Source organism: Sinobaca sp. SA16-1 (genome assembly GCF_059510515.1).
Map to the genome: position 1 here is coordinate 548,424 of NZ_JCAKFL010000001.1, position 18,348 is coordinate 566,771.

Below are 18,348 nucleotides of genomic sequence, written 5' to 3' on the forward strand. Positions count from 1 at the left end.
ACCTCCTGCTAGTCTACTTTGATTAAAACAGCATCCCCCTGGCCGCCGCCGCTGCATATGGCTGCAATACCGAGCCCGCCGCCCCGGCGCTTCAACGCATGGGCAAGAGTAAGGATAATACGGGCTCCGCTGGCGCCAATCGGATGCCCGAGCGCCACCGCTCCGCCGTTGATGTTTATCTTGCTTTCATCCAATCCGGCTATATCGCTGCTGACAAGTGCCACGGCGGCAAATGCTTCGTTAATTTCAAATAAATCAATGTCTTCCGGCTTATAGCCTGTTTTCTGGAGCAGCTTTTGTATGACAAGGCCCGGTGTTTTCGGGAACAGCTCCGCTTCCACAGCGAGCGCCGTATGTGCTTCAATCCAGGCGAGCGGCTGCTTCTGTCCGGCCTCCGCTTCTCTTCCATTCATTAACACCATGGCACAGGCACCGTCGTTTACGCCGGGAGCATTGCCGGCTGTGATCGTGCCGCTTTTCGCAAAAATTGGCGGCAATTGCTGCAGTCCTTCCAGCGTCGTATTGCGCCGCGGCGCTTCATCGTGCAGAACCGTTAAAGGGTCCTGCTTTCGCTGCGGCACCTCAACCGCTGTTATTTCTTCGGCGAGCCAGCCCTTATCTATTGCCTGCGCCGCCCGCATATGACTTCTAAGGGCCCACTCATCCTGCCGCTCTCGCGCAATGCCAAAGCTCTCAGCGACTTCCCCGCCGTAAACGCCCATATGAACGTTTTGAAAAGAACAGGTCAGCCCGTCATGAACCATCATGTCCTTAAGCGCGGCGTTTCCCATCCGCGTTCCCCACCGGGCCGTGTCGGAAAAATAAGGAGCATTGCTCATTGATTCCATGCCGCCGCTGATGATGAGGCTTTTATCACCGGCCCGTATCATCTGGTCTCCAAGCGTGAGGCTGCGCATGCCGGAGGCACAGACTTTATTTATCGTTTCCGTCTCTGTTTCCCAAGGAAGGCCTGCATACCTCGCTGCCTGTCGGGAAGGGAGCTGGCCCTGGCCTCCCTGCAGCACATTTCCCATCAGCACTTCTTCTACACTCTGTCCGTCTATTCCCGCATGCTTCAGGGCTCCTTTAATCGCTTCTCCCCCCAGGGCACTCGCGGAAAGTGGCTGCAATGTTCCGCCAAATTTTCCGAAGGGAGTTCTTGCCCCTGCTATAATTGCTGTTTTTTCCATTTTAGTTGTCTCCTCGCTTTTTATTGAGCGAACGCTCACTCGTTGTATTTGAAAGCGTTTTCTTTATCATAAATGTATAAGAATCCTGGTTAAAAGGCAAGAGCCTGCGCCTTTCTTTCATGCAGAAAAAATGGAGAAAAAGGGCTCCTTTTTAAAAATAGAGCCCTCTTTTCCTTATACTGCCTGTTTTTTTCCTACTACCGATAATTCCAGTATTTCTGCAATATCCATCGTTTGAATATCCTCTTCTACTTCTTTTGCTTTCGTTCCGTCGGAAAGCATCGTCAGGCAGTAAGGGCAGGCACTTCCGATCATGGAAGGATTGACGTCCATCGCCTGTTCCGTCCTGGCCACGTTGACACGTTCTCCTTTGTCTTCCTCCATCCACATCATGCCGCCGCCTGCGCCGCAGCACATGCCGTCCTGGCGGTTTCGTTCCATTTCCGTTACTATAAGACCCGGTATTGCTTCCAGAATGTCTCTTGGTGGATCATATACTTCGTTATAGCGCCCGAGATAGCAGGAGTCATGGTACGTGATCGTTTCTTTTACTTCATGTGATGGCTTCAGCTTTCCTTCTTTTACCAGGTCAGCAAGAAGCTCGGTGTGGTGAAACACTTCTACATCTTCAAGGCCGAATTCCGGGTATTCATTTTTGAACATGTTGTACGCGTGCGGGTCAATCGTCACAATCTTCTTGATGTCGTTTTTCTGAAATTCACTGATGTTGGCAGCCGCAAGCTCCTGGAATAAAAATTCGTTTCCAATCCGGCGCGGTGTGTCACCTGAATTTTTTTCTTTGTTTCCAAGAATGGCAAAGCTGACGCCCGCTTCGTTTAACAGCTTCGCAAAGGACTGGGCAATCTTCTGGCTTCTCTTGTCATAGGATCCCATCGAGCCTACAAAGAACAAGTACTCAAATTCTTCGCCTTTTTTATTCATTTCTTTTACCGTCGGCACGTCAATATCTTCACGCGTCTCGCGCCAATTTTCCCGTTCCTTGCGGTTAATCCCCCAAGGATTTCCCTGCCGCTCAATGTTCGTCATGGCGCGCTGGGCATCCGGGTCCATCTTTCCTTCGGTCAGTACAAGGTAACGGCGGAGATCGATAATTTTATCTACATGCTCGTTCATCACCGGGCACTGGTCTTCGCAGTTCCGGCAGGTCGTACAGGCCCAGATCTCATCTTCTGTAATCACGTCGCCGATCAGGCTTGGATGATAAGCATCCATTGCAGCTTCAGGCCCCTGGGCAGCCAGCTGGTTCCCCTTCGTTCCGCTGAACGCATAGGCCGGCATCCATGGCGACCGCGAGGTTACAGCGGCCCCTTTTTCAGTTAAATGATCACGCATTTTAAGAAGCAGATCCATCGGTGACAGCATCTTGCCCGTTCCCGTAGCCGGACACATATTCGTGCAGCGTCCGCATTCTACACAGGCGTACAGGTCCAAAAGCTGCTTTTGATTGAAGTCTTCAATCTTTCCAACGCCGAACTCTTCTTTTGTTTCATCTTCAAAATCAATCGAGGACAGCTTTCCGACCGGCTCCGTGCGGCCAAGCCATACGTTGGCAGGACCGGCCAGCAAATGCGCATGCTTGGACTGCGGCACGTACACAAGAAACGTAAGCAGAAACAGCAGGTGGGCCCACCAGAACACGTAAAACAATAGTCCTGCGGCTCCTGCGCCCAGTGGAGAGGCCACAAACGCAATCGCAGAGGCCATCGGTTCAAAACCGGTTAATGATTTATCGAGCCAAATAAATTCCATGCCTTTGGCAAGCATTTTCGATACCATCAGGCCGCCGATAAAAATGAGCACGAGCCCTGCTTTCCAGTTTCTTTTCAGGCGGACAAGTTTTTCCACGTAGCGGCGGTGGAATGCCCACACCACTGCAATAAGTATCATTAACACAACGGCTTCCTGAAACAGCGTGAATACCGGATACAGTGGCCCAAGAGGCAGGTGGGAGCCTACCGCAAGCCCTTTCCAGATAATATCAATCGCGCTGAACTGCACGAGCAGAAATCCGTAAAAAAACATAAGATGAATAATACCGCTTTTTTTATCTTTCAATAATTTCTTCTGACCGAACACATTGACCATGATATCGTTCCAGCGCTCTTTGGTACTGCGGTCAAATTCCGCTTTTTTCCCGAGTTTTATATACGTGTAGCGGGTATAAACGAGCTGTCCGAACAGAAATAATGCGTAAGCGGTTACAAGAATAAAGGCAATCCAGTTAACGATGATGAATGTTTCCATAAGATGTATCGCTCCTCTCAAAATGTGATTCTTCATTTTGTATAAAGAATCACTCGACGTTTTTTATCGTTTATTAATTACAGTATAACAAAAAACGTAATGAATGAACATTCAGTCATATAAATTATTTCATTTTTTTACCGATTATTGCTTTTTCAAACAGGCAGATCATCTGTTTCCAGCTGCTTTCACGCCAAAAACCAGCCTGCTTATGCAGACTGGGCTTCTTGTTTGAAATAAATCTTATGCTTCTATAGCTCTGCCGGAAAACGCCGATTGGTAGATCTTCCGGATATCTTCTCTTTCGAGCGTGAGCGGACTTCTTGCCAGAATCCGCTTCTGCTTCACGCCATCGTCGGTCAGGGAATCGAGTGCTGATTCAGGCACATTAAAGCCCTGCAGGGTTTTAGGAATCCCGACTTCTTCTACAAGGCCTTCCAATGCGGCAATCAGTTTTTTGGACCCTTCTTCCGCTGTGAGGTCTCTGCCATCAAAGCCAAGGGCTTCATACATATCTTTCATGCGGGTTTCACTGCTTTTGCGGATATAGCTCATAACGTAAGGCAGCAGCACAGCGTTGGAGTCCCCGTGGGCGATGTGAAACTGGCCGCCCAGCGGATAAGCCAGTGCATGAACGCCGGCCACTCCCGCATTAAAGAAAGCCAGCCCCGCAATGTAACTGCCGTGGCTCATATCTGACCGTGCTTCTTTATTGTTTCCATCCTTCACAGCTGTTACGAGCGAACGCCCGATCAGCTTTATTGCATGCAGTGCCAGAGCATCCGTTGCCGGGCTTGCAAACTTGGAAATATAAGCTTCCATCGCATGCGTTAAGGCGTCCACTCCGGTTGCTGCCGTTATTTTCGCAGGAACGCTCATCGTAATCTCCGGATCTACAATGGCTGCATCTGCCAGCAGATAATCGTGTGTGATCACATCTTTCGTACTTTCCAGACTGAATACGGCGATATTGGTTACTTCTGAGCCGGTTCCTGCGGTGGTTGGAATTAGAATTTTGGGCAGCCCTCTGCTGCTGAGCTCCCGGCTGCCGCTTAAATTCAAATAGCTCTCTGCAGTTCCTTCATGGGTCGCCAGCACAGCCGCTGCTTTAGCCATGTCAAGAGCACTGCCGCCGCCAAGCCCAATAACTAATTCATACCCGCCTTTTCTAATATACTCCACCAGGTTTTCTCCAACCTCAATCGGCGGCTCGGGCACTACTTCTGTATATACGTCTGTGTCATATCCCTGCTCCTTTAAAGGAGAGATTACTTTTTCTACTACGCCGATGTCCTGAAGTACTGGATCGGTCACGACTAATATCCGCTTCGGGCTGTGTTTTTCCACTTCTCCCGGCAGATGGGAAAGAGATCCCCAGCCCGTATAGGATAACGGGGTAAATACCAGTTTTGCGTTACTCATGCTTTCACTTCTCCTTTTTAGTGCTTATTCATAGTAGCCTTCCGTCGACTTGCGGAATTGTTTAAACTGGGCCGAATCATGTCCGTACCAGATCTGCGACCCGGTTTCATCTGCGAGTTTTTTTATCTTTTCCACGGTTCGGACAAATCCGACCGAATCGTAAATTATACCGGGAGGCTTAATCGGCGGTCCGTAGCTTTCCGCTGTATAAATCGCATCCGAAGCCAGAATAATACCACCCTGCTCAGGCATGTTTATATGAAGGCCCAGCATTCCCCAGGCGTGACCGCTTCCGAAATTCAGCAGCGTAACGCCGTCCGCCAGCTTAAGAAAATCCTCGTTTTTGCGGACGGTTTTCCACTGCAGGCCATTTTTGATCCATGCATCTATATCTGCCCAGATGTAGGCACCTGCCTGCTTGTGTCTCGCGTAGCTCTGCAGGGCACCATTTAATTCATCTTCATGGACAATTACTTCGGCGTTCGTGAACATTTCCAGACAGCCGGCGTGATCTAGATGAAGATGGGATGCCACGACATATTTAATATCTTCCGGCCTGACATTTAATTGCTCCAGCCGGTTGTGCAGGTAGCATTCCTCCCCCGCTTCCCACGGGAACGTTTTCTGCGTGGCTTCCATCCATCTGCCTTCCGGTCCCATTGAGTTTGGATTACACGCTGTATCAAATAGAATTTTCCCTTCAGGATGATCGATCAACACCGTATAAATGGGAAATTCAACAAATTCTGCCGGAGCATTCGGGTTATCTGCGGTTGCCGGGTTATGCATCGCGATCATAAAATTTTTGTCCATTTTCATTCGGCCATTGTCCATCACATACAGTTTCGGCTTCGGGTGGTTCATATTGGCCATCGTCTTACCTCCTCATTATTTGTTAAGCGCTTACAAAAAATGAATAAGATAGAAACATTGTTAAAAAACAAGTACCCCGAAAAAATAACCCCCAAACTACAGGCATGTATAAAAAAGATCGGCCGCAGGCTCTTCCCCTCCGGCCGTGCCTTTATTTACAAGGCTGCTGACAGCAGATAAAGCTTTTTGTAGCTGTCATAAAGCATCTCATAGGTTTCAGATACACCCGAAACGTATCTGCTTTTTTCGTGCCGGACCAGTACCTGTGCAGCATAAGCGTCATAACCGGACGACCAGCCTAGATAAATAAAAGCCGGTGCGGCCGCTCCGAGACAAGGCAGAAAATCCATGCCCGTCGGAACGGTCCAGCATTCTCCGGTCACCTCAGCTAATACCCTGCACCATTCCTCGTTTTGAGCCGCTCCTCCAATCAGCGGAATCACCATTTCGTTTTTATGGCCGCGCGGAAACTGCTCCAACGCCTGCCGCACATGAAAAGCAAGCCCCTCGTAAACGGCCCGTACGAGTTCTTTTCGTCCGGTTTCTTTTTTTATTCCGGTAAATACCCCGCATGCCTCCATATCCTGGACGGGAAACCGCTCTCCCTGCAGGTAAGGCAGAAACAGCAGCCCCGGGAAAGGTTCGTGCACAAGAGCTGCTTCTTCCTTCATCTTTCCGTATGGGTCTGCTTCCTCTCCATACCACGTTTCTGCCGCCCACTCCAGCACATTACCACCATTAAGCATTGGCGCGATAACAATATAGGCATGCTGTGAAGGGTGCAGTAATTGAAAGACCCCCTCGCGCTGCTTTTCCAGCGTTGCACTGACATAGGCCATCCAGCCGGTCGTTCCCATATATAGATACATCTGGGAGGCGGCGGCCGCTCCTGCTCCAATCGTAGTAGCTCCTGCGTCCCCGCTTCCGCATAAAACGGGCAGACCGGATAGAAGACCGCATGCCTCGGCGGCTTCTGCCTGCACGACACCTGCGGGCTCGTGCGCTGCACAAAGACGCGGCAGTTTATCTGCCGGGAGACTGCATGCCGTTAATTCTTTTGTCATCCAGTTTTTTTCCGACAGATCAAACATTCCTGTCGTGGAAGCTGTCGTAGGGTCCGTGCAGGCCTGTCCGGTCAGTTTGAAAATAATATAATCCTTTGCCCCGACCAGGTAATACGCTGTTTTTTCGACCACTTCCGGCTCGTGTCGGTTGATCCACAGCAGTTTGGGCGGCAGCATCGTACCATTAAACGGATTGCTTTCTGCTGTCGAAAACAGATCGGAGAGCTCTTCTGCTTCCTTTCCCGCTCTTGCATCGCTGTATAAAACAGCCCGTCGCAGCGGCCGGCCTTCTGCATCTATTGGAATACAATCCTGCATCTGACCGCTGAAAGAAAGAGCCAGAATATCCGCAGCGGATACACCACTGCTGTTCCATTCGTTCAGGATGGAACAAAAATGCTTCCACCATTCCTGCGGATCTTGTTCCACGTACCCCTTTTCAGGGTAATACGTATGAACCTTTCGTTCTGCTGTATGCTTTATTACACCATCTTTACTGATTAAAATCCCTTTAATGGACGTGGTGCCCAGGTCAAATGCCGCTGTATAGTTCATTTTCCCGCCCTTTCCTGCTACACTTTTTATTCACTTCTGTATTTTATTAAAGAGAGGAGCCGCTTTTATGAAAATTGTCGTATTAGGGGACACCCATATGCCTAAAAAAGGAAGCCGCTTTCCATCCAGATTCATGCAGGAAATAGAAAACTGCGACCTGATTGTGCATACAGGAGACATTCAGGAGCTTTCTTTTTTACAGGAACTGGAACGCTTTGCGCCTGTGAAAGCAGTAGCTGGAAATACAGACGGGGAAAACGAACGAACCCGCCTCCCGGAACGGGATATTTTTTCCGCCGGCGGTCAGACATTCGGCCTCGTTCACGGACACGGTGACAGGCAGACGACAGAAAAAAGGGCTGTGGCAGCGTTCGCTGATATGGAAAAAGCACCGGACTGTATTCTTTTCGGCCACTCCCACCTGCCTCTGCTTCGTTATGTAAATAAAACACTGTTGTTTAATCCCGGATCGGTGACAGACAAAAGAAAACTGCCTTATTATTCCTTCGGCGTCCTCCATTTGGAAGATAACGAAATAAGAGCGGAACACGTTTTTTATAAAGATAAATCATAAAAACGAACAAGTGTTCTTATTCCGGTTGTTATTTCTGGCGTTATTCCCCTTTATAGAGTAAGGAGGGATCAACATGACCTGCCATTTTATAGAAAATCTCACCGTTAGTGATTACTGCCCATGCCCTGCTATGGAAGCCTGTCTGAAGGAGCAGCGTGCTGTTCTGGATCACCCGCTTATTCAGTCATTTCTGAAGGAGGAAACGCATCGGCGGCTGTTTATTGACCATGTCTGCCAGTCTTCATCCGAAGCAAAACAAGAACTCGACCGCGCCTTTCATTCTTTTCTCAGCAGTATCCGGCTGCTTCAGTATGTCAGTAAAACCATCCGCTGGGAAGCAGTACAGTTTGATAAAAAAGAACGGAGGTATACCGACAAACATGTCTACCGCGACAGCGGATCAGACTATGAAGAAAGCTTTTTTTCCGAAACGGCAGACGGCGAAGAAGAGTCTTTGGAAACGCAGGTAGTAGAGAAAAAACCGCATCTTGGGGAAAAAATAGAAAATGGGAAGCTCTACGAAGGGATGTCATCCCTGACGCCCAGACAGATCGAAGTGCTTCAGCTTTTATACGATAAAGGCCTGACAACGAAGGAAGCAGGCGCCCGTCTCGCTATTACCCAGCAGGGCGTTTCCAAAATCAACCGTCAGGCTCTTATCAAGCTCAAGCGCTGCCTGGAAAGGACTTCTAATGAACAGCCTGTATGATATTCCGTTGTTTGTCCACCTGCTGGCCAACTTCGGTTTCCCTATTATGATTTCGATGTATCTGCTGATGCGGTTTGAAAAACGAATTGAACGGCTTGAAAAAATACTCGGCGACCTGGCGGAAATGATTAAATTTATGTCCAATCGATAACAAAGGACCGGCCGCGGCCGGTCCTTTGTCTATTCATACAGCCTGCGCAGCGTTTCTTTTGCATGTACATCCAGAACCGCTTCCGGCCTGGCTCCCCGTACGAGCGCTTCTGCTTCCTGCACTTTTTCCGTAATCCCCAGTTCCAATAACACACCTGCGGCCACACTACCTGTGCGGCTTTTTCCGCCTTTTCAGTGCAGTACTGCGCTTTTGTTATTTTTTACCGTTTCTGCTGTAAAAGCAATCGCCCGCTGCATTTCTTCCAGCGGTGTCGGCCCGCCGTTCACCAGCGAAAAAGACACCGTTCCTTCTTTGGAAACCGCTCCCTGCAGAGGCTGCTCCGCCTCTGCCCGCAGATCAATCACATAGTCGGGATGCATCTGCTGTGCCGCCTCTTCGGCTTCTGTTTCGCCGCATAAAAATAACTTTTTTAATATGTGTTCTGCATGCATTGTTACCCCTCTTTTCTAAAGTAATAATTGGCCGAGTACAGCGCCGGCCAGCACAACCACCCACGGCTTTGCTTTCCAGAAAACCAAAAGCCCAAATAGCAGGACTGCAAGCGCGGCCTCTATAGAGGTCTGAACTGCGCTTGTGAAAATAGGGTCATAGAATGCAGCAGCTAGTATACCGACTACGCAGGCATTAATGCCGTACAGCGCTCCCTGCATCGACCGGCTCTGCCTTGCTGCATTCCAAAAAGGAAGTACCCCGGCAATCAGCAGAAAGGCAGGCAGAAAAATAGCCGCCGTGGCTGTTATTCCGCCGGGAATACCGGAGGCCACCGTTCCTAAATAAGAAGCAAAAGTAAACAATGGACCCGGTACTGCCTGCGCCATCCCGTATCCTGCCAGAAACTCATCGGCGGTGACCAGCCCTGCCGGCACAACTTCCTGCTCCAGTAAAGGCAGCACCACGTGGCCTCCGCCAAACACAAGCGCTCCCGCCCGGTAAAAGCTGTCCCACATATCAAACCACCACGTATTCACTACCGGGCGGAGAAGCGGAAGCATAACGAGCAGGCCGGAAAAGACGGCTAAAAAGGCCGTACCCGTTTTTTTCGATAGAGGTACCGACAAGGGGCTGGTACGTTCATTTGTTTTTCCTTTGTACAATATGTAACCTACAGCACCTGCGGCTGCAATTAAAACAACCTGGCTGAATACTGTCTGCCAGAGAAGCAGGACAATTATCGTCAGTACCGCGATCGTCGCCCGCTCCCGGTCAGGCGCCAGGTTTCTGCCCATTCCAATCAGCGCCTGGGCTACAATCGCTACGGCGACGACTTTCAACCCTTGAATCCAGCCGGCGTCTGCCAGCCCGTAGCTTTGCAAAGCAAGAGCAAATACCATAAGGACAACGACGGACGGAAGCGTAAATCCCAGAAACGAGACGAATGCACCGGCCAGCCCTCCCCGCATGAGCCCGATTCCCATTCCGACCTGGCTGCTTGCCGGCCCGGGAATAAACTGCGCCAAAGCGACGAGGTCTGCATATTCTTTTTCCTGCAGCCAGCGCCTGCGCTCTACATATTCCTGCCTGAAAAAAGCCAGATGGGCAATAGGTCCTCCAAATGACGTCAGGCCGAGACGAAGCGATATAATAAAAATAGACAACAGGCTCGTTTTTCTCTTTGCCAATGTCCTCTCCCCCTTTTTCTTTTTTCAATGTATCATAAATGAAAATGTAGCCGAGTCTCCTGAATTTTTTGTAATAAAATCTTTAAAAACCCGCCGGAGAGACGATTGGCTTATCTATCTGCTTTTCCGGGTATTGTAGGAGAAAGAACGCTTGAGCGATCGGAAAGGCAGGAATGAATATGCCCTCTCATTATAAAGTAACGCTGATTGAAACAACCGCAGCCCGGACACCGTCTACAGAGGAGGATACAGGTATATTGGAAGCCTCATTTCCCACCCTCCAGCGGGCGCTTGCTTTTCAGGCAGACCTTGTGAAAGAACTGCCCGAATGTCATACGGAGCTGATTCACATGACAGAAGGCGATCTCGTTACACTCGATCCTCCCGTGCCCCCGTCCACCCCTGTGAAAGACTTGTTTTTTGAAACGTATCAGGAACAGCAGGAACCACAGCAGAAGCCGGCCCGCTCCTTTTTATGGAAGCTTCCGCTGTTCAAACGCTTCCGCCGCCAATAAAAAAGGCCGGTTCCCACGAATGGGGAACCGAAACCTTCAGCATGTCATTTTCTTTTTTTAGTATCTTACATTTCTTCCGGAGCATGAACACCGATCAGCTTCATACCGTTTTTCAGGGCATACTGCGCAGAAGCGGCCAGCTTCATGCGGGCCTGGGAAAGCGGTACGTTTTCCGGATCTACGACACGATTTGCGTTGTAGAAGCTGTGGAACGAAGAAGCCAGTTCATGCAGGTAGTTCGTGATGCGGTGAGGCGCCCGCTTTTCTGCTGCAAACACGACCGTCTCTGGAAACTCCCCGATTTTCTTTAAGAGTTCCATTTCTTTTTCGGTGCCGATGCCATCAATTTCCGCTTCCGGATTATACGGGATGCCTTTTTGTTCTGCAGAACGCAGAATGCTCGAAATTCTCGCATGGGCATACTGGGAATAGTACACCGGATTTTCGTTGGACTCTGATTTAGCGAGACTCAAATCAAAATCAAGATGCGTATCCGGGCTTCTCATCGCAAAGAAGTAGCGGGTGGCATCTCTGCCTACCTCTTCCATCAAATCTTTGAGCGTGACAGCTTTTCCCGTTCGTTTGCTCATTTTGATACGTTCGCCGTTTTCATATAAATTCACCATTTGAATAATCTCTACAGCAAGCTGGTCTTTATCGTAGCCGATCGCCTGCACGGCAGCTCTCATTCTCGGGATATACCCGTGATGATCGGCGCCCCATACGTTAATCAACTGTTCAAAGCCGCGTTCAAACTTATCGTTATGATACGCAATATCCGGCAGGAGGTACGTAAAGCTGCCATCGTTTTTCACAAGCACGCGGTCTTTATCGTCTCCATATTCAGTGGAACGGAACCAGACAGCACCGCCTTCTTCATACGTTTCGCCTTTTTCTTTAAGAAAGTCCAGAATCGCTTTCACTTTCCCGTTTTCATAAAGAGATGTTTCCGAAAACCATACGTCAAATTCCACCCGGAACTCCTGCAGGGCTTCTTTCAGCTTTTCCATTTCACGCTTCAAGCCGTATTCCCGGAAAAAAGCGAGTCTTTCTGCTTCGTCTATACTGATATATTTATCGCCGTGTTCCTTTGCAAGGTCCTCGCCGAAACCCTTGACGTCCGCTCCCTGATAGCCGCCTTCCGGCATTGTGCTTTCCATGCCGAGCGCTTCCAGATAGCGGGCTTCAATGGAATAGGCCAGGTTGTTAATCTGATTGCCGGCGTCGTTAATATAATACTCTCTGGATACGTCATAGCCTGCTTTAGCCAGAATGTTGCAGATCGAGTCGCCGACAGCCGCTCCACGTGCATGGCCGAGATGAAGGTCTCCTGTCGGATTGGCGGAGACAAACTCCACCTGCACCTTTTTGCCGTTTCCGTGATTTGTCCAGCCGTAGTCTTCTCTTTCCTGAAGCACAGCCGGGATAATTTCTTTTAAGTAGCTGTTGTCGAGGAAAAAGTTAATAAATCCGGGGCCTGCAATATCTATTGTCTTAATGGAAGCCGCTTCTTTATTTATCTCTGCTGCCAGGTCTTCTGCAATTTGACGCGGCGCCTTTTTGGCTATTTTCGCCAGCTTCATGGCCATATTGGTAGCAAAGTCCCCGTGTGCTTTATCTTTAGGCGTTTCCAGCACCACCTCGGGAATATCTGCTCCCGAGGCGAGCCCGGCTTTTTCTACTGCTTTTATAATTTCCTGCTTTAACGTATCTTTTATCTGTTCTGCAATGTTCATGTACTTATTTTTCCTCCTCTATCGCAATTGTGATGTCGTACCGTCCTGCTTCTTCTCCCTGCAGCTTCAGGTCATAGCCGAACTTGATCCTGCCTGCTCTGCCGCTGTCTTCCCATAAAGCGGCAAGGTGATGGGTTTGGACTTCTGTCGCAAATTTCCCAAAAGACATTTCATACGTGCCTTCTGTCATCTGCCCATAAATATATACCTGGCGCATCGAAACAGATCCGGACCGGAGAATAAGCATTTCCGATGTACCTATTTTAAGCGTGGTGTTCACCTCTCCCACGCCTTCCATTGTTTCCGTAAAAAGTACATACACCCAGTCGTTTTTGTGAACGAGGCTGCCTTTTGTGGAAAGACGAATTTCATCTTTTTCCCCGTCCTGGGTTATTTTTGTTACCATCTCCACGTTCACTGGTGTTTTGGCGGTAGGTTCCATTGCTCTCCTCCCTTCCTCTGTTACTCTGCCTTTTCGTCCAATATGATAAAGTGTAGCGTGTCACTTCAGGCGTTGCAAGCACAATCCACAAAACAGCGGAGGCTTTCCTTGAAAACACACATAAAAAGATGCGATATCGGCTGACATCGCATCCTGCTTGCTTCTACTCTCCAAACACGGTGCCTTTGTTTTCGGCCCGCAGCTTTTTGAAAGCCTGGACCGCAATGGCCGTATCCTGAACACCGGTGCCCGTTAAATCACAAATCGTGATTTGTTCACCGGTCGTCCGGCCGGGGGCTTTTCCGTTAATAATCGTGCCAAGTTCTACAATCGAAGGATCATCAGGACCCAGCAGTCCGGCCGATTCTGCATGATGGAACTCACCGAGACGAAACACCTGGGCTTTGGAATCACACACCTTGATATCTGCCGCTGCCAGTGCGTCCGGCGCTATTTCATTTTTTTCTTCTGCGTCGGACCCCATTGCAGTAATATGCAGGCCCGGGTGGAGCCATTCTTTTTTTATGAGCGGTGCTTTGGCAGGAGTCGTTGTAATGACTATATCGCTTTTCCGGACCGTCTCTTCTATAGAAACAGCGGCTTGTACCGGAATGTTCAGCTCTTCTTCCATCTCTCCGATATAAGCCTGGACCCGCTCTTCCTTCCGTCCGTAAACACGTACTTCTTCAATCTCCCTTACAAGCGCAAGGGCACGCAGCTGGAAGCGGGCCTGAGCGCCGGTGCCGACTATTCCGGCACGGACCGGCCCTTGTTTAGAAAGATATTTGGCGGCTGCAGCTCCGGCTAATGCCGTCCGTATATCTGTTAGATAGCCGTTATCCTGAAGAAACGCATCCAGCATGCCTGTTTCCGTACTGAACAACAGCATCATACCACTTAAGCTCGGAAGTCCCTTTTCGGGATTATTAAAAAATCCGGAGGACGCCTTTAGAGCAAACTGACTCCATCCTTTCACGTACGCTGTTTTCACGTCCACTTCTCCGTTATTTTCAGGAATATCCACCCGCAGTACAGGCGGCATCGTCACTTCGCCGTTATCAAGTTTTTCAAACCCCTCTTCAATAACGTGAAGCATGTTCTCATCGAGCTCTACGCAGCTGCGGATGTCTCCTTCAGAAAAAATATACACTTAGACCGCCCCCTTTTCCCTGTTTGCTTTCCCTTTCCCGAAGAAAAAGCGGATTATGCAGAAAACGTGCCTGAATTTACAGACCCTATCGTTTCTCCCTATAATGGAAATAGAAAGGAGCCTGCATATGGAATGGATCCGTTTTGCTCTTCCGGCTCTTTTGTTTGCCGGTATTGTATTTATTTTTTTGGATCAGAGACGACGCCGGCAGAAAAATAAACTGCTGCTCACGCTCGCTGTACTTGGTGCGCTGTCTTTAATCAGCCACATGCTGCGTCTGGCTGATCATTATTTATGATAAAAAAGACTTTTTCATGAGAATAGATTGAAACGTATCATCACCGAGCGTTTCTTCCATTCTTTCTACTTCAACAAATCCATGTTTTTTATAAAACGCTGTTCCTTTCTTGTTTTCCGCTTCCACATGTAACGTGAGAACCTCTGCCTCTTCGAGCACATCAAAGCAGGCTCTGAACAGGGCTTCTCCGATACCTTTACGCTGGTAGTCAGGACGCACATAAAGAGCGGCCAGCACGCTCTCCCGATCGCCGTTTGGGTACGTAACGTTAATAAATCCGGCGATGAGGTCATTTTCTTCTGCTACAAAAAAGGCGGAACGCTTAAGCCTCATTTTCAGCATCTGGGAAGAGTAGGCATACTCGAGGAAACGATCCTGCGCCTCTTTTTCGACCAGGCCTTCATAGGCTTCGCGCCAGGAGGCTTCCGCTGTCTCCTGTACATTTGGTATATCTGCTTCGGTCATTTTTCTTATATTCATTCTATTCCTCCTTTTAGAAATTCCGGTAAATCTGCATACTTTTCCGGAGAACGGGTAATGCGCAGTAATAGAAGATATTATGAGGAGGATTTTTTTATGGGAAGCCAAGCAGGACAATCACTAAAAATCGGAGCCAACTATACAGCGAAAGAGCTGGACAGCTTCGTGGAAAATACGCACGTGACATTAATCGCTACAAATGAAAACTACTTATTCAGCGATCCTAAACGCCAATACAAGGTAATTCACGAAGTGCAGGGCTACTTCGATCACTCAAAAGAAATCGGCGGCAAAAAGTATATTGAGAAAAAAGCCTATATTGTAGAAAAAGCATAAAGTATCCGCCTCTGCCACGTGCAGAGGCTTTTATTATGCCATAAAAGCCGTAGCTTCCGAAATTACAGCCATTGTCCGTCCCTTAAAAGACGTCGACACACTTTCATTGTTTTCATTTTTATAATAAAACGAATGGCTCTCTTCTAAATGAATATACCCGAGAGACAGCAGGGCCTGCCGAAGGGAAGAGGGAAGTTCTGACGTTCCTTTTGCTGCTGTATAAGCAGGAGAAGGATAGACGTGCACGTCGATATCTCCTCTGCCTGTATCAATAACAATTAAGTCTTCCGGCTGACGGGACACCCAGATCCCTTTAGAATAAACAGAAATCCTTGCTTCTTCCAATGATGCCACACCTTTAAGGTTGATGCCAAATACCTCATCTATCCACATCCGTGCCTTTTCTCCGTCCAGGTACGCTTCCTGCTCCAGGCAGTCCTGCAGCACGTCCCATTTAGACAGCTTCATAATCTCTATATCGGTGATAGGCTGACGATTTTCCCCTGCCGCCTCCATCACCGGGTCGCTGTAACGCTCATTGTACCTGCCTTCTCCGCGGTCGGAAATTTCTATTAAATCTATGTTAAATACATCGTTTACCGTTTCGAGTACCGTTTTTGAATACCCGCTGCCTGACTGCTTTATTTGTTTATCCATCTGATTTATCTTTGACTGCTCGTTAGATGCCTGATTCATCCATTCCACTCCTATGTAGTTATTAATGATAGAAAGAAAGCATGAGGCCGGGCGGACATTCGGCTTCATGCTATTATGCTCCTATGCGTGCTGGACGTTCTCCCGGCGGATGAGTTCAAGTCGTTCATCCACTTCTGCTTTAGACAGTTCATGTTGAATAATATAACGGTTTCTAGGCGTGACACGGCATTCATGCGTGCAGCCTCTCATATATTTCGCTTCATTTTCTTCCGAACAGAGGATCTGCTTATTGCATTCAGGGTTGCCGCAGTTAACGTAACGTTCGCAGGGCTGCCCGTCAAAGTGGTCGCGCCCGACTATAACATGCTCGAGCTGATTTACGGGCACACTCAGGCGCTCATCGAATACATAACATTTCCCGTTCCAGCCGGCGCCTTTTACTTCTTCATCTTTTCCATAGGTAACAATGCCCCCGTGAAGCTGAGACACATTTTCAAATCCTTCTTCTTTAAGCCATCCGGAAAATTTTTCGCAGCGGATACCGCCGGTACAATACGTCAGAATCTGCTTTCCTTCAAACTGTTCTTTATTCTCTTCTATCCAGTCCGGCAGTTCTTTAAAAGAGCGGATGTCCGGGCGTACAGCCCCTTCAAAATGACCGATATCGTACTCATAATCGTTACGTGCGTCCAGGACAATCGTATCTTCACGCTGCATCGCTTCATAGAATTCTTTCGGGCTTAAATAATCCCCTGTCTGCTCTTTAGGATCAATATCATCTTCCAGCCTTAAGGAAACGAGTTCACGCTTGGGACGGACATGCATTTTTTTGAATACATGGCCTTCCACTTCATCTATTTTAAAAATAGTGTCTGCGAAATGTTCATCATGGCGCATGGCGCGTATATACTTTTCGGTCTGTTCCACCGTTCCGGAAACGGTGCCGTTGATGCCTTCCGACGCTATAAAGACGCGCCCCTTTAAGCCAATATGCTTACAGTAGTTCAAATGGGCAGCGGCTTTTGTTTCCGGATCTTCGATCGTTACATAATGATAGTACAATAACACCCGATACTGTTGTTTTTCTTCCATCTTTTATCACCTATTGTTTTATATTTGCAAGATATAAACTCGTAAGGCTTAGTACACATACGATTTTCTTACACTGTACTATTGTATAGAGTTCCTCTATTTTTGACAACTTTTCTTTATTCAACAGCTTGCGCTTATTCTTCCCGGGCTGGACGGAACACCGACGACAAAATAAGTAATGCACTTCCCATTACTGTAGCCGCTAAAGCTACAGGCTGGGCCGGCATGAAAAAATAATATCCGGTAATTCCGGCAATAGGAAAAAATCCCATGAAAAACAGGATCAGTCCCGCTGTTCTCATTAGTAACGGCTTCATTGATTACCCCTTTGTTCCTTTTTATTCCATATTCTTTAGTATAGCAAAAAAACCGGTGAAGACAACATCACCGGTTTTTCTGATATAGTATGCATCTCTATTTGGACATCAACGCCTGCAGATGATGAATATTTTTTATAACAATACGGTTTTCCTGAAAATCAATCACGTCTTCCTGCTTCCAGCTGTTTAAAAAACGGTTCACACTTTCTCTGGTCAGACCGATTAACGCACCTATTTCCGTATTCGTCAGCCTGACAGACAGCCTTCTTCCTTCCGGACAGGGAGTGCCAAAAGAGGCATCGAGCTCCAGAAGCGTTGAGGCAAGTGCTTCCTTTTTTCCATACAATAACAGGTCCCGGCATCTTTTCTGGTACAAATACTGCTTTCTGCCGATCCATTTTGAAAACTCAACCGCAAATTCACCCGATTCCCGCATCAAATCTTCTAAAGAGCCGGCAGAGATAACCAAAGCCTCTACTTTCTCCAAAGCTACCGCGCCATAACTGTAAGAACCGTCGATTTCGCCATAATACTCCCCGATCAGGTCTCCTTCATTAATGACGGAATAGATAATTTCCCGGCCGTCTGAGGTCGTTTTTTGGAGCTTGACCTTCCCTTTTCGAATAAAGTAAAATTCGTCAGCTCGATCGCCTTCGAAAAAAAGATAGCTCCCGCGGCACTTATGAATCACCGGCCGCTGCATCCGGCTTTGCAGCCGGCGGAATGGATCATCATACAAAAAATCACGAACGGCCTGGCTGTTCTTCAATCGCGCCCGGCTTTCAATGGAAGAAGCAAAGGTCATGGTTATCACTCCCCCTTACTATTTACCCTAATCATAACAGGTACGGCACTCCTTTGTATGCTGTAAATTGGGAA

22 protein-coding genes are annotated in these 18,348 nt (G+C 48.4%); 6 read left to right on the forward strand and 16 right to left on the reverse strand.

All coding sequences use genetic code 11. The features are described 5' to 3' along the window. Window positions 1–8 precede the first annotated feature (8 nt). The 5 genes from AC5W2J_RS02605 to AC5W2J_RS02625 form a co-directional block, all read right to left on the reverse strand. The gene (locus AC5W2J_RS02605; protein ID WP_496057924.1) at window positions 9–1,190 is read right to left on the reverse strand and encodes an acetyl-CoA C-acetyltransferase; all 1,182 of its coding nucleotides are present in this window, start codon (window positions 1,188–1,190) and stop codon (window positions 9–11) included. Window positions 1,191–1,364: 174 nt separating this feature from the next. Beyond that, window positions 1,365–3,455, reverse strand: a complete 2,091-nt coding sequence (locus tag AC5W2J_RS02610; RefSeq protein ID WP_496057925.1) for a heterodisulfide reductase-related iron-sulfur binding cluster — start codon at window positions 3,453–3,455, stop codon at window positions 1,365–1,367. Between the two features lie 243 nt (window positions 3,456–3,698). Further along, a complete protein-coding gene (locus tag AC5W2J_RS02615) occupies window positions 3,699–4,877 on the reverse strand; it encodes an iron-containing alcohol dehydrogenase (protein WP_496057926.1) in 1,179 nt (392 codons plus the stop codon). Between the two features lie 24 nt (window positions 4,878–4,901). Further along, entirely contained in the window at window positions 4,902–5,750 is an 849-nt protein-coding gene (ahlS, locus tag AC5W2J_RS02620; protein ID WP_496057927.1) for an AhlS family quorum-quenching N-acyl homoserine lactonase, read from the reverse strand. Between the two features lie 155 nt (window positions 5,751–5,905). Next, the gene (locus tag AC5W2J_RS02625) at window positions 5,906–7,369 is read right to left on the reverse strand and encodes a xylulokinase (protein WP_496057928.1); all 1,464 of its coding nucleotides are present in this window, start codon (window positions 7,367–7,369) and stop codon (window positions 5,906–5,908) included. 67 nt (window positions 7,370–7,436) lie between these two features. Here AC5W2J_RS02625 and AC5W2J_RS02630 point away from each other — a divergent pair, with 67 nt between their 5' ends. The 3 genes from AC5W2J_RS02630 to AC5W2J_RS02640 all read left to right on the forward strand — a co-directional run bounded on the left by AC5W2J_RS02630 (window position 7,437) and on the right by AC5W2J_RS02640 (window position 8,803). Next, on the forward strand, window positions 7,437–7,943 hold the full coding sequence (locus AC5W2J_RS02630; RefSeq protein ID WP_496057929.1) for a metallophosphoesterase family protein: 507 nt from the start codon (window positions 7,437–7,439) through the stop codon (window positions 7,941–7,943). Window positions 7,944–8,016: 73 nt separating this feature from the next. Further along, on the forward strand, window positions 8,017–8,652 hold the full coding sequence (locus AC5W2J_RS02635; RefSeq protein WP_496057930.1) for a sigma-70 family RNA polymerase sigma factor: 636 nt from the start codon (window positions 8,017–8,019) through the stop codon (window positions 8,650–8,652). Beyond that, window positions 8,636–8,803, forward strand: coding sequence for a YvrJ family protein (locus AC5W2J_RS02640; RefSeq protein ID WP_496057931.1), 168 nt, complete (start codon window positions 8,636–8,638; stop codon window positions 8,801–8,803). Before AC5W2J_RS02635 ends, AC5W2J_RS02640 begins: the two co-directional genes overlap by 17 nt. 29 nt (window positions 8,804–8,832) lie before the next feature. Here AC5W2J_RS02640 and AC5W2J_RS02645 read toward each other — a convergent pair whose 3' ends face one another. From AC5W2J_RS02645 to chrA, 3 genes are read right to left on the reverse strand one after another with little or no spacing between them, the layout of a single operon-like run. Beyond that, window positions 8,833–8,967 carry a hypothetical protein gene (locus tag AC5W2J_RS02645; protein WP_496057932.1) on the reverse strand — a complete coding sequence of 45 codons (135 nt, stop codon included), beginning with the start codon at window positions 8,965–8,967 and terminating at the stop codon, window positions 8,833–8,835. A 27-nt stretch (window positions 8,968–8,994) separates the two neighbouring features. Continuing rightward, a complete protein-coding gene (locus tag AC5W2J_RS02650; RefSeq protein WP_496057933.1) occupies window positions 8,995–9,255 on the reverse strand; it encodes a hypothetical protein in 261 nt (86 codons plus the stop codon). 15 nt (window positions 9,256–9,270) lie between these two features. Beyond that, window positions 9,271–10,443, reverse strand: a complete 1,173-nt coding sequence (gene chrA / locus AC5W2J_RS02655) for a chromate efflux transporter (protein ID WP_496057934.1) — start codon at window positions 10,441–10,443, stop codon at window positions 9,271–9,273. Window positions 10,444–10,622: 179 nt separating this feature from the next. Between chrA and AC5W2J_RS02660 the strand changes: the two genes are divergently transcribed. After that, entirely contained in the window at window positions 10,623–10,958 is a 336-nt protein-coding gene (locus tag AC5W2J_RS02660) for a hypothetical protein (protein WP_496057935.1), read from the forward strand. A 65-nt stretch (window positions 10,959–11,023) separates the two neighbouring features. Here the strand turns inward: AC5W2J_RS02660 and argS are convergent, their stop codons facing one another. From argS to AC5W2J_RS02675, 3 genes are all read right to left on the reverse strand, one after another. Next, the gene (argS, locus tag AC5W2J_RS02665; protein ID WP_496057936.1) at window positions 11,024–12,694 is read right to left on the reverse strand and encodes an arginine--tRNA ligase; all 1,671 of its coding nucleotides are present in this window, start codon (window positions 12,692–12,694) and stop codon (window positions 11,024–11,026) included. A gap of 4 nt (window positions 12,695–12,698) precedes the next feature. Further along, a complete protein-coding gene (locus tag AC5W2J_RS02670; RefSeq protein ID WP_496057937.1) occupies window positions 12,699–13,136 on the reverse strand; it encodes a YwiB family protein in 438 nt (145 codons plus the stop codon). A gap of 163 nt (window positions 13,137–13,299) precedes the next feature. Then, on the reverse strand, window positions 13,300–14,286 hold the full coding sequence (locus AC5W2J_RS02675; protein ID WP_496057938.1) for a cyclodeaminase: 987 nt from the start codon (window positions 14,284–14,286) through the stop codon (window positions 13,300–13,302). A 127-nt stretch (window positions 14,287–14,413) separates the two neighbouring features. On the opposite strand from AC5W2J_RS02675, the gene AC5W2J_RS02680 reads away from it, so the two are divergent. Further along, window positions 14,414–14,584, forward strand: coding sequence for a hypothetical protein (locus tag AC5W2J_RS02680; protein ID WP_496057939.1), 171 nt, complete (start codon window positions 14,414–14,416; stop codon window positions 14,582–14,584). Here AC5W2J_RS02680 and AC5W2J_RS02685 read toward each other — a convergent pair. Continuing rightward, on the reverse strand, window positions 14,579–15,064 hold the full coding sequence (locus tag AC5W2J_RS02685; RefSeq protein ID WP_496057940.1) for a GNAT family N-acetyltransferase: 486 nt from the start codon (window positions 15,062–15,064) through the stop codon (window positions 14,579–14,581). The genes AC5W2J_RS02680 and AC5W2J_RS02685 overlap by 6 nt on opposite strands. Window positions 15,065–15,160: 96 nt before the next feature. On the opposite strand from AC5W2J_RS02685, the gene AC5W2J_RS02690 reads away from it, so the two are divergent. Beyond that, the gene (locus tag AC5W2J_RS02690) at window positions 15,161–15,400 is read left to right on the forward strand and encodes a hypothetical protein (RefSeq protein ID WP_496057941.1); all 240 of its coding nucleotides are present in this window, start codon (window positions 15,161–15,163) and stop codon (window positions 15,398–15,400) included. 33 nt (window positions 15,401–15,433) lie between these two features. On the opposite strand, the gene AC5W2J_RS02695 is transcribed toward AC5W2J_RS02690, so the two are convergent. The 4 genes from AC5W2J_RS02695 to AC5W2J_RS02710 form a co-directional block, all read right to left on the reverse strand. After that, window positions 15,434–16,165 (reverse strand): hypothetical protein, encoded by a 732-nt coding sequence (locus AC5W2J_RS02695; protein ID WP_496057942.1) that lies wholly within the window; start codon window positions 16,163–16,165, stop codon window positions 15,434–15,436. Window positions 16,166–16,177: 12 nt separating this feature from the next. Next, window positions 16,178–17,149, reverse strand: coding sequence for an oxygen-dependent tRNA uridine(34) hydroxylase TrhO (gene trhO / locus AC5W2J_RS02700; RefSeq protein WP_496057943.1), 972 nt, complete (start codon window positions 17,147–17,149; stop codon window positions 16,178–16,180). Between the two features lie 134 nt (window positions 17,150–17,283). Beyond that, window positions 17,284–17,466: a hypothetical protein gene (locus tag AC5W2J_RS02705; protein WP_496057944.1), complete on the reverse strand. Its 183-nt coding sequence runs from the start codon at window positions 17,464–17,466 to the stop codon at window positions 17,284–17,286. A 97-nt stretch (window positions 17,467–17,563) separates the two neighbouring features. Next, a complete protein-coding gene (locus AC5W2J_RS02710; protein ID WP_496057945.1) occupies window positions 17,564–18,274 on the reverse strand; it encodes a Crp/Fnr family transcriptional regulator in 711 nt (236 codons plus the stop codon). Between the last annotated feature and the right edge of the window lie 74 nt (window positions 18,275–18,348).

Coding starts and splice junctions, on each gene's coding strand:
- AC5W2J_RS02605 (WP_496057924.1), bottom strand. CDS start 1,190: ATGGAAAAAACAGCAATTATAGCAGGGGCAAGAACTCCCTTCGGAAAA.
- AC5W2J_RS02610 (WP_496057925.1), bottom strand. CDS start 3,455: ATGGAAACATTCATCATCGTTAACTGGATTGCCTTTATTCTTGTAACC.
- AC5W2J_RS02615 (WP_496057926.1), bottom strand. CDS start 4,877: ATGAGTAACGCAAAACTGGTATTTACCCCGTTATCCTATACGGGCTGG.
- ahlS (WP_496057927.1), bottom strand. CDS start 5,750: ATGGCCAATATGAACCACCCGAAGCCGAAACTGTATGTGATGGACAAT.
- AC5W2J_RS02625 (WP_496057928.1), bottom strand. CDS start 7,369: ATGAACTATACAGCGGCATTTGACCTGGGCACCACGTCCATTAAAGGG.
- AC5W2J_RS02630 (WP_496057929.1), top strand. CDS start 7,437: ATGAAAATTGTCGTATTAGGGGACACCCATATGCCTAAAAAAGGAAGC.
- AC5W2J_RS02635 (WP_496057930.1), top strand. CDS start 8,017: ATGACCTGCCATTTTATAGAAAATCTCACCGTTAGTGATTACTGCCCA.
- AC5W2J_RS02640 (WP_496057931.1), top strand. CDS start 8,636: ATGAACAGCCTGTATGATATTCCGTTGTTTGTCCACCTGCTGGCCAAC.
- AC5W2J_RS02650 (WP_496057933.1), bottom strand. CDS start 9,255: ATGCATGCAGAACACATATTAAAAAAGTTATTTTTATGCGGCGAAACA.
- AC5W2J_RS02660 (WP_496057935.1), top strand. CDS start 10,623: ATGCCCTCTCATTATAAAGTAACGCTGATTGAAACAACCGCAGCCCGG.
- argS (WP_496057936.1), bottom strand. CDS start 12,694: ATGAACATTGCAGAACAGATAAAAGATACGTTAAAGCAGGAAATTATA.
- AC5W2J_RS02670 (WP_496057937.1), bottom strand. CDS start 13,136: ATGGAACCTACCGCCAAAACACCAGTGAACGTGGAGATGGTAACAAAA.
- AC5W2J_RS02680 (WP_496057939.1), top strand. CDS start 14,414: ATGGAATGGATCCGTTTTGCTCTTCCGGCTCTTTTGTTTGCCGGTATT.
- AC5W2J_RS02685 (WP_496057940.1), bottom strand. CDS start 15,064: ATGAATATAAGAAAAATGACCGAAGCAGATATACCAAATGTACAGGAG.
- AC5W2J_RS02690 (WP_496057941.1), top strand. CDS start 15,161: ATGGGAAGCCAAGCAGGACAATCACTAAAAATCGGAGCCAACTATACA.
- AC5W2J_RS02695 (WP_496057942.1), bottom strand. CDS start 16,165: ATGAAGCCGAATGTCCGCCCGGCCTCATGCTTTCTTTCTATCATTAAT.
- trhO (WP_496057943.1), bottom strand. CDS start 17,149: ATGGAAGAAAAACAACAGTATCGGGTGTTATTGTACTATCATTATGTA.
- AC5W2J_RS02705 (WP_496057944.1), bottom strand. CDS start 17,466: ATGAAGCCGTTACTAATGAGAACAGCGGGACTGATCCTGTTTTTCATG.
- AC5W2J_RS02710 (WP_496057945.1), bottom strand. CDS start 18,274: ATGACCTTTGCTTCTTCCATTGAAAGCCGGGCGCGATTGAAGAACAGC.